General features: G+C 67.3%; 14 protein-coding genes (1 of these 14 only partly in view). 5 read left to right on the top strand and 9 right to left on the bottom strand.

Features of this window, described 5'->3' with window-relative positions; genetic code table 11:
• Nucleotides 1–586, top strand: partial view of a lipopolysaccharide biosynthesis protein gene (locus B2G71_RS17325; RefSeq protein ID WP_098107969.1) — the 3' portion only. Its footprint begins 878 nt before the window's first position; only the last 586 of its 1,464 coding nucleotides appear in the window; its start codon lies beyond the left edge, outside the window; it ends in the stop codon at nt 584–586.
• Here B2G71_RS17325 and B2G71_RS17320 read toward each other — a convergent pair.
• Together B2G71_RS17320 and B2G71_RS17315 are read right to left on the bottom strand one after the other, a co-directional pair.
• A complete protein-coding gene (locus B2G71_RS17320; RefSeq protein WP_098107967.1) occupies nt 583–1,437 on the bottom strand; it encodes a glycosyltransferase family A protein in 855 nt (284 codons plus the stop codon). The genes B2G71_RS17325 and B2G71_RS17320 overlap by 4 nt on opposite strands.
• Nucleotides 1,434–2,054: a class I SAM-dependent methyltransferase gene (locus B2G71_RS17315; RefSeq protein ID WP_206049440.1), complete on the bottom strand. Its 621-nt coding sequence runs from the start codon at nt 2,052–2,054 to the stop codon at nt 1,434–1,436. The genes B2G71_RS17320 and B2G71_RS17315 overlap by 4 nt, the downstream gene beginning before the upstream one ends.
• 225 nt (nt 2,055–2,279) lie before the next feature.
• Here B2G71_RS17315 and B2G71_RS17310 point away from each other — a divergent pair, with 225 nt between their 5' ends.
• The 4 genes from B2G71_RS17310 to B2G71_RS17295 all read left to right on the top strand — a co-directional run bounded on the left by B2G71_RS17310 (nt 2,280) and on the right by B2G71_RS17295 (nt 7,567).
• Nucleotides 2,280–3,221, top strand: a complete 942-nt coding sequence (locus B2G71_RS17310; protein ID WP_098107964.1) for an aspartyl protease family protein — start codon at nt 2,280–2,282, stop codon at nt 3,219–3,221.
• 38 nt (nt 3,222–3,259) lie between these two features.
• A complete protein-coding gene (locus B2G71_RS17305) occupies nt 3,260–5,080 on the top strand; it encodes an ABC transporter ATP-binding protein/permease (RefSeq protein WP_098107963.1) in 1,821 nt (606 codons plus the stop codon).
• Between the two features lie 145 nt (nt 5,081–5,225).
• Nucleotides 5,226–6,713 carry a SulP family inorganic anion transporter gene (locus B2G71_RS17300; protein ID WP_098107961.1) on the top strand — a complete coding sequence of 496 codons (1,488 nt, stop codon included), beginning with the start codon at nt 5,226–5,228 and terminating at the stop codon, nt 6,711–6,713.
• A gap of 68 nt (nt 6,714–6,781) precedes the next feature.
• Nucleotides 6,782–7,567 (top strand): DUF4019 domain-containing protein, encoded by a 786-nt coding sequence (locus tag B2G71_RS17295; RefSeq protein ID WP_098107959.1) that lies wholly within the window; start codon nt 6,782–6,784, stop codon nt 7,565–7,567.
• Here the strand turns inward: B2G71_RS17295 and B2G71_RS17290 are convergent.
• From B2G71_RS17290 to bamE, 7 genes are all read right to left on the bottom strand, one after another.
• The gene (locus B2G71_RS17290) at nt 7,557–7,766 is read right to left on the bottom strand and encodes a DUF1737 domain-containing protein (RefSeq protein WP_098107958.1); all 210 of its coding nucleotides are present in this window, start codon (nt 7,764–7,766) and stop codon (nt 7,557–7,559) included. The genes B2G71_RS17295 and B2G71_RS17290 overlap by 11 nt on opposite strands.
• On the bottom strand, nt 7,763–8,188 hold the full coding sequence (locus tag B2G71_RS17285) for an ACT domain-containing protein (protein WP_346426945.1): 426 nt from the start codon (nt 8,186–8,188) through the stop codon (nt 7,763–7,765). The genes B2G71_RS17290 and B2G71_RS17285 overlap by 4 nt, the downstream gene beginning before the upstream one ends.
• Entirely contained in the window at nt 8,185–9,495 is a 1,311-nt protein-coding gene (gene hslU, locus B2G71_RS17280; protein WP_098107956.1) for an ATP-dependent protease ATPase subunit HslU, read from the bottom strand. Before hslU ends, B2G71_RS17285 begins: the two co-directional genes overlap by 4 nt.
• Before the next feature lie 33 nt (nt 9,496–9,528).
• Entirely contained in the window at nt 9,529–10,614 is a 1,086-nt protein-coding gene (locus tag B2G71_RS17275) for an FAD-dependent oxidoreductase (RefSeq protein WP_098107955.1), read from the bottom strand.
• A gap of 464 nt (nt 10,615–11,078) precedes the next feature.
• The gene (locus B2G71_RS17270; RefSeq protein WP_098107953.1) at nt 11,079–11,588 is read right to left on the bottom strand and encodes a hypothetical protein; all 510 of its coding nucleotides are present in this window, start codon (nt 11,586–11,588) and stop codon (nt 11,079–11,081) included.
• Nucleotides 11,589–11,684: 96 nt separating this feature from the next.
• Nucleotides 11,685–12,245 (bottom strand): ATP-dependent protease subunit HslV, encoded by a 561-nt coding sequence (gene hslV / locus B2G71_RS17265; protein ID WP_098107952.1) that lies wholly within the window; start codon nt 12,243–12,245, stop codon nt 11,685–11,687.
• Between the two features lie 36 nt (nt 12,246–12,281).
• On the bottom strand, nt 12,282–12,770 hold the full coding sequence (bamE, locus tag B2G71_RS17260) for an outer membrane protein assembly factor BamE (RefSeq protein ID WP_098107950.1): 489 nt from the start codon (nt 12,768–12,770) through the stop codon (nt 12,282–12,284).
• Nucleotides 12,771–12,817 lie beyond the last annotated feature (47 nt).

Raw genomic sequence — 12,817 nt, 5'->3', positions numbered from 1 at the left:
CCTGCTGGCGACGGTGCCGCTCTACTTCGGCCTCGCCGCGACCGCCGAGGACGCGGTCAGCGTGGTGTTCGGCGCCAAGTGGCTGGAGATGGCGCCGCTGGTGACGATCCTCTCGCTGGCAATGCCCGCCTTCACCCTGCACATCCTGTTCGCACCGGCGGTCAATGCGCTCGGCCATGCCCGGATCTCGATGCGCGCCTCGATCTTCGGCGCGGTGGTGATGATCGCCGCGTTCCTGGTCGGCGTGCGCTTCGGCTCGGTGGGGCTCGCCTGGGCCTGGGTCGCGGGCTTCCCGCTGATCCCCGCCTTCACCTACTGGCAGTCGCGCAAGCTGCTCGGCCTGAGCCTGTCCGATCTGGGAGGCGCGGTGCTGCCCGCGCTCGGCGCGGGCGCGGGCATGGCGGTGATCGTCCGGCTTGTCGGCAGCCAGCTCGGCGCGCTGCCGGACTGGGTCGCGCTCATCGTCCAGGTGGGTTGCGGCGGAATCGCCTATGGCGCGATCCTGTGGGTCTTCTCGCGCGAGACGCTGATGGAGCTGATCGCGCTGGTGGTGAAGCGCCGCCCGCCGGTACCGGCCGCCGCCTAGACCGCGCGGCGCATCCGGGCGAGGCCGAGCCGGTCGAACCACCAGACTTTCGGGTCGCGGCGCGGCGCCAGGCGCGAGAGCCACTGCGGATAGATCTCGCGCATCGCATGCGGCAGGCCCGACGGCCCCGTGCTGCGCATGATCGCGCTGATCATCCGGTTCTGGAAGTGACGTACCGAGTAGTTGATCATGCGCCGGTACTGAACCCGCAGCGAACGCGGCGAAGCGAACCGCGTCGGCTCGCAGAGAAACTGCGCCCCGAGGCACGGGACGACACGAGCGTCGCGCCACTGGCTCTCGTCGGCAAGGTCGGTCTTGGCCATGGCGCAGAGCAGGCCGTCATCGCCGATCAGGTCTTCGGGCAGGCGCACGCCTTGCGCGCGCATCCGGGCGACGAACCGCCCCGACAAGGCATAGAGATCGCCGAACAGGCCGTGCTCGGCAATCAGCCCGGCTCGGTAGACCTGCGCTTTGCGGCCGTTCGCGGGCATCCCGGCGGCCGCGTTCGCGTCGGGGTTCGCCGCGAGCGCGGCGGCGAGCGCCTCGACCGAGCCGGGAAGCACTTCGGCATCGCCGTCGACGAAAACGAAGGCCTCGGCCTCGATCCCCGGCGTATCGAGCACGAAGCGGTTCCAGCTCCTCGCCTTGCCGCCCTCGCGCCAGTCGTGGACGGTGAGGCGCCCTGCTCCGACCTCGGCGGCGATCCGCGCGGTCGCGTCGCGCGATCCGTTGACGATGACGTGAACCTTTATGTCCGGCTCGCCGAGTGGAAGGCTTGCCAGGCAGCGTGCAATGCGCCGTTCCTCGTTGTGCGCGAGGACGCCGACGACGATCCTCGGCACGCTCGTCATGCGGGCACGCCGCCCGGAGCCCGCACCGGTGCCTTGGCGAAGGCCCAGACGGTCACCGGAAAGTCCGGGTCGTTGGGCAGTCGGCGGCGCCAGCCGGTCCGCGCCCAGCGATGGAAGTTCGCCTTGACCGCGCCCGCGTTGCCCCACGAGCCGGTCTCGATCCCGGCCGCGTCGAAGCCGACGTCTGCGAGGAAATGGCGCATGCCAAGCTCTGTCCAGCGGGTGCAGTCGGTGGGGATCGGGTGGTGGCGGATCATGAACGGAGTGATGTTCACGAAGAGCCCGCCGGGCTTGAGCATCGCGAGCACGTTGCGCGCCGCGCGGTAGGGATGCAGCAGATGCTCCCAGACGTTGTCGGCGAGGATCACGTCGAACTTGCGTTCGAGCACGTCCTCGCAAATGTCGTGGTCGGGCCAGTTCATCTCGCGATAGCTGCCCCAGCCGATCTGCCGCCATTTCCAGCCGGCCGAGATCTCGAGCGCGTCGAGCCGGTCGCACGGCAGCTCGGCCAGCCGTTTCTCGACCGCGGCGTAGGCGACCGTGCGCGTGATATGGGTGACGTCGTAGCCGACCGTGCGGGCCAGCGTACGGACCGCCTCCTTCAACGCTGCGCTCAAGTCCTGCTCCTCGTGCCGGAGATCCTTCGCCCTGCCCCGCCCGGCGGAACACGCAAGAGTGCTTAGGGCCTCACGGTTAGCAGCGCGTTAAGCGCGGCAGGCAGGCGCGCGGAAAACCGCCGGACGATGCCGATATGCCGTTCGTCGGCTGCCGCGTGGTACGGGCCCCGCAATTCTGCTATGATCGCCGTGCCGGACAACGGGCCGGCTGGTGGGAGAGAAACGATGTCCGGCACGGCGACAGCGCTGGCGCTACTGGTGGCCAATCCGGTCATCCTTCAGGCGGAGACCCAGCCGCTCAGCGGCGAGGCGTCACAAACCGAGGAGGTCGTCCAGGGGCTCGAGGACGCGCACGAGCGCATGACCGTGCCGGTCGCGCTCGATGGCACCGGCCCTTATCGCTTCCTGATCGACACCGGCTCGCAACGCACCGTTGTCTCGACCGGGGTCGCCGATCGGCTCGCCCTTGCCGTGGGCCCGCAGGTGCGGATCGTCAGCATCGCTGGCGTCGCGGGCGTTGCCAGCGCGCATGTCGGCGAGATGCAGTTCGGCGAGCAGATCCTGACCGGACTTCAGGTTCCGGTCCTCGACGGCCGCCACATCGGCGCGGACGGCATCGTCGGCACCGACAGCCTGCAGGATCGACGCGTGCTGCTCGATTTCGATCGCAACCTGATCGCGATCGGCGATCCGCAGGAGCTGGGCGGAAACAGCGGCTTCGAAATCGTCGTGCGCGCCCGGCGCAAATCCGGCCAGCTCATCATCACCAAGGCGGTGATCGACGGGATCAAGACCTCGGTGGTGGTCGACACGGGGGCCAGCAACTCGATCGGCAACCTCGCCCTGCAACGCGCGCTCGGAGGGCGCGGCGCGGGCGCGGCGGTGATCGCCAGCGTCACCGGCCAGACGCTCGATGCCAGTATCGGCGTGGCGAACAAGCTCAGCATCGGCACGCTCGAGGTTTCGAACGTCGCCATCGCCTTTGCCGACACGCCCGCGTTCCGCGAGCTGGATCTGCACCGCAAGCCGGCGCTGTTTCTCGGCATGCGCGAGCTGCGCGCCTTCCGCCGCGTCGCGATTGATTTTCCCACCCGCGAAGTGCGCTTCGACGTCAATCAGGTGCGCGCCTTCGTGAACTACAAGGACGGGCCCTCGCTCATCGACTAAGCTTTCGTTTCGCACGGCGCGACCTACATAAGGGGGCGATGCCGCCCGATACCGCCACCAACGATCCGAACGTCCGCCACGACGGCTGGCGCACCGTCGCCCGCTTCCTGCCCTATCTCTGGCCCGCGCGGAACACCGGGCTGCGCTGGCGGATCGTCGCGTCGGTGCTGCTGATCCTGCTCGCCAAGGGCACCACGCTGGCGCTGCCGTTCTTCTACAAGAACGCGGTCGATGCGATGACGGGCGATGCCGAGCCGGTGGTGACGATCGCCTTCGCCTTCGTCATGGCCTACGCGCTGGGCCGGTTCGCCTCGGTCTGCTTCGACAACCTGCGCAACATCGTGTTCGAGCGAGTCGGGCAGGAAGCGACGCGCGCGCTGGCCGAGGACGTGTTCGAGCGGCTTCACCAGCTCTCGCTGCGTTTCCATCTCGGCCGCCGCACCGGTGAAGTCACCAAGGTGGTCGAGCGCGGCACCAAGAGCATCGACGTGATGCTCTATTTCCTGCTGTTCAACCTCGCGCCCACCGTCATCGAGCTGATCGCTGTCGCGGTGATCTTCTACATCAACTTCGGTCTCGGCCTCGTCGCCGCGACTGCCCTCGCCGTGATCGCCTATGCCGCGCTGACCCGCTGGATCACCGAATGGCGCAGCAAGCTGCGTGAGAAGATGAACCGGCTCGACAGCCAGGCGATGAGCCGCGCGGTCGACTCGCTGCTCAACTACGAGACGGTGAAGTACTTCGGCGCCGAGGCGCGCGAGAAGGCCCGCTATGCCCAGGCAACCGACGCCTACGCCAAGGCGGCGGTGAAGAGCGAGAATTCGCTCGGCCTGCTCAACATCAGCCAGGCGGTGATCGTCAACCTGCTGATGGCGGGCGCGATGGGCTATACCGTGTGGGGCTGGTCGCGCGGGACGATGAGCGTGGGCGACCTCGTGTTCGTCAACACCTACCTCACCCAGCTCTTCCGCCCGCTCGACATGCTGGGCACGGTCTACCGCACGATCCGCCAGGGCCTGATCGACATGGCCGAGATGTTCCGGCTGATGGACACCTCGGTCGAAGTGACCGACGCGCCCGGCGCGCCCGCGCTGGTCGTGCATCGGCCCTCGGTTGCCTTCGAGGACGTCCACTTCGGCTACGAGAAGGGCCGCACGATCCTTCACGGGCTCTCGTTCGAAGTGCCCGCCGGAAGCCATTACGCCATCGTCGGCCCCTCGGGTGCGGGCAAGTCGACCCTGACGCGGCTCTTGTTCCGCTTCTACGACCCGCAGTCGGGGCGCATCCTGATCGACGGGCAGGACATTCGCGAAGTGACCCAGGCCTCGGTGCGCGCCGCGATCGGCATCGTTCCGCAGGATTCGGTGCTGTTCAACGACACCATCGGCTACAACATCGCCTATGGCCGCGACGGCGCGGGGCGCGAGGACGTGGAACGGGCCGCGCGCGCCGCCGCGCTGATGCCGCTGATCGAACGCCTGCCTGAAGGCTTCGACACCGAAGTCGGCGAGCGCGGTCTCAAACTCTCGGGCGGCGAGAAGCAGCGCGTCGCGATCGCACGCACGCTGGTCAAGGACCCGCCGATCCTGATGCTCGACGAGGCAACCAGCGCACTCGATTCGCGCACCGAGCAGGACATCCTCGCGACGCTTCATCGCGTCTCGCGCGACCGCACCTCGATCTCGATCGCGCACCGCCTTTCGACCATCGCCGATGCCGACCGCATCCTGGTGCTGTCCGAAGGCCGGCTCGCCGAAAGCGGGACTCATGCGGAGCTGCTGCGCCGCGACGGGCTCTATGCCGAGATGTGGGCGCGCCAGGCCGCCGAGGCCGAAGAAGTGAGCGAGGCGGCCGAGTAGCCAGGGGCCCGCGCCCGGAGCAGGGTTGCCCCGCCGGCCGCGATGAGGCATTGGGCGCGCCACGCCTGCCCTAGCCGCGCTTGCGAAGGCCGAAGTCTCCCGACACCACCGGCGCTGCGGCGCCCGACCGCCAAACGGACCGCCCATGGACTATCTCTCCGTGATCCGCCGCGACTGGACCGCCAATCCGCGCGCCGACATCCTCGCCGGGGTCGTCGTGGCACTGGCGCTGATCCCCGAGGCGATCGGCTTTTCGATCATCGCCGGCGTCGATCCGAGCGTCGGGCTGTACGCTTCCGTGGCAATCGCCATCGTCATCTCGTTCACCGGTGGACGACCGGGCATGATCTCGGCGGCGACGGCGGCGGTCGCGGTGCTGGTCGGACCGCTGGTGCGCGAGCACGGCGTCGAATACCTGTTCGCCGCGACGATCCTGATGGGCCTGTTTCAGATCCTTGCCGGCATCCTGCGTCTCAATCTGGTGATGCAGTTCGTCTCGCGCTCGGTCATCACCGGCTTCGTCAACGCGCTGGCGATCCTGATCTTCATGGCGCAGCTTCCGCAGCTCACCGGCGTAACCTGGCACACCTACGCGATGGTCGCGGCGGGGCTGGCGATCATCTACCTGCTGCCGCGCGTGACCAAGGCCGTGCCCTCGCCGCTGGTCTCTATCCTGATCCTCTCGGTAGTCTCGATTTCGCTGGGCCTGCCCGTCAACACCGTCGCGGATATGGGCACGCTGCCCGAAGGCCTGCCCTCGCTGCATTGGCCGCAAGTCCCGCTCACCTGGGAGACGATCCGGATCATCGCGCCCTACTCGGCGGCGATGGCCGCGGTCGGGCTGCTCGAATCGCTGCTCACTGCGCAGATCGTCGACGACATGACCGACACCGATTCGTACAAGCGCTTCGAATGCCGGGGCCAGGGCATTGCCAACGTCGCCGCCGCGCTGGTCGGCGGCATGGGCGGCTGCGCGATGATCGGCCAGTCGGTGATCAACGTCACTTCGGGCGGGCGCGGGCGGCTCTCGACGCTGACGGCGGGCGTCTTCCTGCTGATCCTCCTCGCCCTGCTCGGCCCCTGGGTCGGACAAGTGCCGATGCCCTCGCTGGTGGCAGTGATGATCATGGTCTCGATCGGCACCTTCTCGTGGAATTCGATCCCCAACCTGCGCCGCCATCCCTGGCAGAGCTCGGTGGTCATGCTCACCACCGTCGCGGTGGTGGTCGGCACGCACGACCTCTCGCTGGGCGTCGCGGCGGGCGTGCTGCTTTCGGGCATCTTCTTCGCGCAGAAGGTGCAGCGCCTGTTCCGCATAGAGCGCGAGGTCAGCGCCGACGGGCAGAGCGCGACCTACCGCGTCTCGGGCGAGGTCTTCTTCGCCTCGGTGCACCGCTTCGTCGACCGTATGGCCGAATTCGGCGAGACCGCACCCAACGTCACGATCGACGTCACCCATGCGCATTTCTGGGATATCTCGGCCGTCGGCGCGCTCGACAAGGTCGTCGGCAAACTCGACAAGGCGGGCGCGAGCGTCCGCGTGATCGGCTACAACGAGGCGAGCCAGGACATCGTCGACAAGTTCGCGCTGCACGACAAGACCGGGGTCGAACTGGGCGCGATCCCCCATTGATACGCCGCCCTCGCGGCGGAAGCTCTCGACAAGGCGGCGAGTCTTCGGGAGGGTAGCCGCGAGAAAGCATGCAGCAGCCGGACACACCAAGACCCGAGGGCATCCAACGGCTCAGCGAGCGCGAGAAGGAAACCTTGCGCCTGCTCCTTGCTGGCCACGAGGCCAAGTCGATTGCCGTCGAACTCGGCCTGTCCGTCCACACCATCAACGATCGCCTGCGCGAAGCCCGCAAGAAACTCGGGGTGACCAGCAGCCGCGAAGCCGCGCGGCTTCTCGCCCGCGCCGAGCAATCCGCACCCGAGAATCTCGGGGGCAAGGATTTGGGGATGGCGGGCCGGCGCCAATCCCGACATTCCGGAGAGAGCACCGGGCGCCGCTTCGGCCTCGGTCAGCCCCTGGTTTGGTTGGGAGGAGGAATACTTGTGATGTCTCTGATACTGGCAGCGGCGATGGGCGCATCGCTCTCGGGCGGCGGCGCGGATGCCCCGGCGAAGGATGCCGCCCAAGTGGCCGCGCAGGCCGAAGCGCTCGATCCGGCGCGGCGCTGGGTCGCGCTGCTCGACGAACAGAACTGGCGGGAAAGCTGGCAGCAGTCCGGCGCGTATTTCCGCTCGCGGATAACCGCAGACCAGTGGGCCGCCACGATCCGATCGGTGCGCGAACCGCTGGGCGCCGTCCGCTCGCGCGTTTTCGGCAAGGTGACCAGATCGCATTCGCTGCCTGGCGCGCCCGACGGCGATTACGAGCTGATCGAGTTCAACACCGCATTCGCCAACAAGAAGGGCGCCGTCGAGACCGTGGTTCTCGCGCGCGGATCGGCCGGATGGAACGTCGTCGGCTACTTCATCCGGTAGGGTGCGTCACCTCGGCGTCCTTCCAGACCACCGCCTGCGCCGCCTTCATGCAATTTTCGGCCGTGTCCCACGCCAGCGAGGGCGAGCCGTAGAGCCGCCAGCCCTGTTCGAGCGCTTCGGACACACGCTCGCAGAAGGCGCGGTCGTCCTTGCCGGTGAGCAGGCGGTAGACGGGGCGGTCGTCGGGCGGAACGGTCATGCGGGCGATCCTGCCGATTGCGCGGCGGCTTGCAAGCGTTCAAGCGCCTCAAGCGCACGCACCGCATCCGCCTCCGGCACGAAGACGTGATCGTGGTGATAGGCCGCGATCACGTTGCAGGCGATGCCCTCGCTCGCCAGCGCGGACGAAACCGCCGCAGTCAGCCCGACGCCCGCGAGCGCGGAGTGGACCGAAAGCGTGATCCGGCGCATCGGCGCATCGAGCGGCAGCGACAGCCGGCACGCGTCGGCGCGCGTCAGCACCGCCGACAGCCCCTCCTGCTCGCGGAATACCGCGAGCGCCATCGGTACGACATCGCGCCGCGCACCCTCGAAGGTGCAGAATACGTAAGTCTCGGAATCGAGCACCGGGGCCATTCCCGCGATCATCAGGTCGCGATCGCGGACCGGCGGCAAGATCACAGGATGTACTTCGACAAGTCGGTGTCGCTCGCCAGATCGGCAAGCCGCTCGCGCACATAGCCGGCATCGATCGTGATCGTCTCGCCGACCCGCTCCTCGGCCTCGAAGCTCAGGTCGTCGAGCAGCTTTTCCATGACCGTCTGCAAGCGCCGCGCACCGATGTTCTCGACGCTCTCGTTCACTTGCGCGGCGATCCTCGCCACCTCGACGATCGCGTCGGGCGCGAATTCGACCGTCACCTTCTCGGTGCCCAGCAGCGCCTTGTACTGGGCGACGAGGTTGGCGCGGGTCTCCGAGAGAATCCGCACGAAGTCCTCCTCGGTCAGCGCCTTCAGCTCGACGCGGATCGGCAGGCGGCCCTGGAGTTCGGGCAGCATGTCGGCGGGCTTCGAGACGTGGAACGCGCCGCTGGCGATGAACAGGACATGGTCGGTCTTCATCGGGCCGTACTTGGTGGCCACGGTCGTGCCCTCGATCAGCGGAAGCAGGTCGCGCTGCACGCCCTCGCGGCTGACCGAACCGCCGCGCACGTCGGAAACCGCGATCTTGTCGATCTCGTCGAGGAAGACGATGCCGTTGGTCTCGGCATTGGCGAGCGCGACGCGCGCGACGTCGTCCTGGTCCATGCGCTTTTCCGATTCCTCGTCGAGCAGCTTTTCCCAGGCCTGCGGCACTTTCATCCGGCGGCGCTTGGTCGGCTTGTTGCCGAAGGCCTTGCCCATGATGTCCGACAGGTTGATCATGCCGACGTTCCCGCCCATTCCGGGAATCTCCATCGGCATGTTGGGCGTGTCCTCGACCTCGATCTCGATTTCCGAATCGTCCATCGACCGGTCGAGCACGCGCTGGCGGAAACTCTCGCGCGTCGCCTCGGTCGCGCCCTCGCCGACGATGGCGCTCAGCAGCCGCTCCATCGCCGCCTCGGAAGCCGCGTCCTTGACGGCTTCGCGGCGGCGGTCCTTCTCGATCCGGATCGCTTCCTCGACGAGATCGCGCGCGATCTGCTCGACGTCGCGGCCGACATAGCCGACTTCGGTGAACTTGGTCGCCTCGACCTTGACGAAGGGCGCGTCGGCCAGCCGCGCGAGCCGGCGGCTGATCTCGGTCTTGCCGCAGCCCGTGGGGCCGATCATCAGGATGTTCTTGGGCGTGACCTCGTCGCGCAGGTCTTCAGGCAGGCGCTGGCGGCGCCAGCGGTTGCGCAGCGCGACCGCGACGGCGCGCTTGGCGTCCTTCTGGCCGACGATGTGGTTGTCGAGTGCGGCGACGATCGCCTTGGGAGTGAGCGATTGGGGGGTATCTGTCATCGCGGCGGAAATTGGGGAGCCCGGCCCCCCGGGTCAAGATGCACAGCCCGCCGCGTTGATCCGCGCGTGGGCCGCGAGGATGCGCGCGATCGCCTCGGGCGTGGTCTCGGCCCGCTCCTCGCCGCGTTCGTACGTGCCGCCGAGCAGAAGGCCATCGGGGCGCGGGAACATGTAGCCGTCGTCGAACTCATAGGCGTAGTCGATCTCGGGCTGGGGCAGCAGCACCGCGAGCTGGCCGCGCATCGGGATGAGCTGGTCGTCGCCGAACAGCTCACGCGCGCCGAGCCCGGTGCAGTTGAACACGACGCTTTCCGGCAGCCCGGCGATCTCGGCGCGCGAGCCGAAGGCGCGGACCTCGATGGCGCCGCCCGCGGTCAGCACGTCCTGCGTCATCCGGCGCAGATAGCGTCCGGTCTCGACATACATGGTCTCGAAGCGGCGGACCGCGCGGCCGGCGAAGGGGCTGCGATCGACGGGGATGTCGACCTGTCCGGCATGAACGAGATTGTCGGGCATGCGCGCCGGGCCCGAGCCTTCCTGATACGTCGGAACCCAGCGCACCCCGTAGTCGTCGCCGATCATGATCTGGAAGCGCCGCCAGGAATATTCGAGCGCCGCCGCGAACTGCGCGCGCCAGGCATCGTCGACCGCATCGCCGCGATAGAGCAGCGCGGGCTTGATCTGCCCGCCCGCGATGTTCGAGGTCGTCTCCGGCGGCAGCGCGGCAGTGTAGATCGTCACCTTGCGGCCGCGCTCCTGCGCGAGGCGCGCGGTCGAGAGCCCCATGATCCCCGCGCCGAGCACCGCGACCGGTCCCTCGCTGCCCGCGAGGCCCAGGTCGGCGGCGAGCCGCGACGTACCCCAGCTCAGGGTGATGCCCGATCCGCCGTGGCCGTAGTTATGCACCAGCCGCTTGGTCCCGAGCGCTTCGGTGCGCACGACGAAGCCCGCGCGGCGATAGGGCCGAAGCCCGGCGACGCGCCGAATCACCCGCGATTCGGCAACGGTCACGCGCGGCAGGCAGGCCGCAGAGGGCGCCAAGGCTTCGCGTGGCAAGCTCGCACAGCCTGCCAGCGCCAAGCTCGTCGCCGCCGATCCGATGAAGCCCCGTCGGTCCATGGCATCGCTCTAAGCGGGCACGACGGGGAAAGGAACCGTGACGTGATGTGTCCGGATAATGGAGTGAGAGCGGCGAAACCGCCCACAACCCGGTGGGCGGATTGATGGCCGCTATCGAGGGACCGGGATAGAGACTGCGACCGGAGGGGCGTCGGTGGTTGACTGCCGCAACATTCTGCCAGGCCGGTGGACAAGTTCCTGCCTGAATGAGCGTCTGCTATCGGGGTATCCTGAAGGTAGTCTCAACGGCAGAAAAGCCGGGGTTAGCGGACAAGCGGCAAGCACCTCCACCCGCTCAGCCTGAGCTTGTCGAAGGCCACGCGCGAAGGCCTTCGACAAGCTCAGGCTGAGCGGAGTTGGGGATGTGCCCCGACTGCTTTGTCGTCGCATCCGGAAGGTCCGCTTCCGGTCTGACATTTTGAAGAGCGGTCACGGGAACCTGAGCCGGAGTCCGCCTACGCGGCCTAGCGTCCTGAAAACGTCAGTTCGGTGAATTTGAACTGGCCGGTCGAACAGAACACCATGCCATTCAATTCGGACGGGGGAAAATCAGCGATGTCGTAGTTTGTGCCGCCGATAGCCAGCCTGATCTTGCCGCTATTATCTATCAAAAGGCTGAAAGGTATGGTGTCGCGCGTGGAAATCTGCGCGATAATTCGTTGATTTGAAACGCCGTTGTTTCTCGTATTCAGAATGACATCGAACAGCTCTGCATCTTTTGAAGGCGCTGCCAATTGAAAACCAACGCCATTTAGCCCCTCGGCGCTCCGCAGAAGCACCCCGGCGACGGGCAGGTAGTCGCCAGACCGCATCTCGACCACCTTCACCGACCCGCTGATACCGAAAGGCTCGACCAAGTCTTGAGAAACCGACGAATAGTGGTTTGCCGGAACGTCGCAATCGAAGGCTTGCCTCGGCTTTTCTTGAGCCACGGCTGAGCCCGCTAACAGCGCAAGGGGTGAAAGAAACAGCATATGTGACCGATCAAGCAAGGCACCCTCCCGTTCGCGAGTTCGTTCGGGCCGCTTGCCCGAGGATCGAAACACTCGGGGCCCGAACCGGCCCCTTCGCTAAACCACTTCCACCGTAACCTGGTCGTTGGTGAAGACGCAGACTTCGGCCGCGACCTGCATCGCGCGGCGCGCGATCTTCTCGGGGTCGTCCTCGTAATCAACGAGCGCGCGCGCCGCCGAGAGCGCGTAGTTGCCGCCCGAACCGATCGCGGCGATCCCGCCCTCCGGTTCGAGCACATCACCGTTGCCGGTGATCACCAGCATCACCTCGGCGTCGGCGACGATCATCAGCGCCTCGAGGTTGCGCAAATACTTGTCGGTGCGCCAGTCCTTGGCGAGTTCCACCGCCGCGCGGGTAAGCTGGCCGGAATACTGCTCGAGCTTCTTTTCGAGCCGCTCGAACAGGGTGAAGGCGTCCGCCGTGGCGCCGGCGAAGCCGGCGACGACCTTGTCCTCCTTGCCGATCCGCCGCACCTTGCGCGCGTTCGGCTTCATCACGGTATTGCCCATCGAAACCTGGCCATCGCCCGCGACGACGGTCTTGCCGCCCTTCTTGACGCCGATGATGGTGGTTCCGTGCCACTGGATCAGGCCGTGGCTCGCCCCATTTGTATCCATGCGCGCGGATATATGGCGCATGGCCACGCGTTCAAGCTAGCTGCCGTTCGGGCCCGGGCCGGTCGGGGCGGGACCGACGCCGCCCGCGCCCACCGCGCCGACGTTGCCGAACAGGTCCTGCAGGAAGCTGCGGTCGCGCCCGAGCGTGGGCGTGGTATCGCCCTCGGGATCGATCTTGGCGATCTGCTCGACGCCACGGCGGTCGACCGCGGCGACGTTGCCGGCGCCATCGAACTTCACCCGCAGCACGGTCTGTTCGTAGGTCTTGGGCCGCTGGAAGGCGTTGGTCTTGGTGTTGCGCGAGATGTAATACCAGTCCTTCTCGCCGAACTGGCTGACGAAGGTCGGACGGCCAAGCGTGCGCTCCACCGAGTTGCGGTTGTCGACCCCCGGCTGGATCGCATCGACGAGCGTGGCGTCGACCAGATAGCCGCGGTGGTCCTTGATCGAGCTGCAGCCGCTTGCCAGCAGCGCGGCGCCGACGACGGCGCTGGCCAGCCAGGTCCTGGGACCAATCGAACGCATCACGTACTTCTCCAAACCCGCACCAACCCGCCGCGCTTTTTTCCGAC

The sequence above is a fragment of the Novosphingobium sp. PC22D genome (assembly GCF_002556635.1).
Lineage (GTDB): Bacteria > Pseudomonadota > Alphaproteobacteria > Sphingomonadales > Sphingomonadaceae > Novosphingobium.
The sequence above is the reverse complement of the archived record's forward strand: the minus strand, read 5'-3'. Positions and strand labels throughout refer to the sequence as shown.

What these genes read in the sequence shown, in the direction of transcription:
- B2G71_RS17320 (WP_098107967.1), bottom strand. Translation starts at nt 1,437, where the DNA reads ATGACGAGCGTGCCGAGGATCGTCGTCGGCGTCCTCGCGCACAACGAG.
- B2G71_RS17310 (WP_098107964.1), top strand. Translation starts at nt 2,280, where the DNA reads ATGTCCGGCACGGCGACAGCGCTGGCGCTACTGGTGGCCAATCCGGTC.
- B2G71_RS17305 (WP_098107963.1), top strand. Translation starts at nt 3,260, where the DNA reads ATGCCGCCCGATACCGCCACCAACGATCCGAACGTCCGCCACGACGGC.
- B2G71_RS17300 (WP_098107961.1), top strand. Translation starts at nt 5,226, where the DNA reads ATGGACTATCTCTCCGTGATCCGCCGCGACTGGACCGCCAATCCGCGC.
- B2G71_RS17295 (WP_098107959.1), top strand. Translation starts at nt 6,782, where the DNA reads ATGCAGCAGCCGGACACACCAAGACCCGAGGGCATCCAACGGCTCAGC.
- B2G71_RS17290 (WP_098107958.1), bottom strand. Translation starts at nt 7,766, where the DNA reads ATGACCGTTCCGCCCGACGACCGCCCCGTCTACCGCCTGCTCACCGGC.
- hslU (WP_098107956.1), bottom strand. Translation starts at nt 9,495, where the DNA reads ATGACAGATACCCCCCAATCGCTCACTCCCAAGGCGATCGTCGCCGCA.
- B2G71_RS17275 (WP_098107955.1), bottom strand. Translation starts at nt 10,614, where the DNA reads ATGGACCGACGGGGCTTCATCGGATCGGCGGCGACGAGCTTGGCGCTG.
- B2G71_RS17270 (WP_098107953.1), bottom strand. Translation starts at nt 11,588, where the DNA reads ATGCTGTTTCTTTCACCCCTTGCGCTGTTAGCGGGCTCAGCCGTGGCT.
- hslV (WP_098107952.1), bottom strand. Translation starts at nt 12,245, where the DNA reads ATGGATACAAATGGGGCGAGCCACGGCCTGATCCAGTGGCACGGAACC.
- bamE (WP_098107950.1), bottom strand. Translation starts at nt 12,770, where the DNA reads ATGCGTTCGATTGGTCCCAGGACCTGGCTGGCCAGCGCCGTCGTCGGC.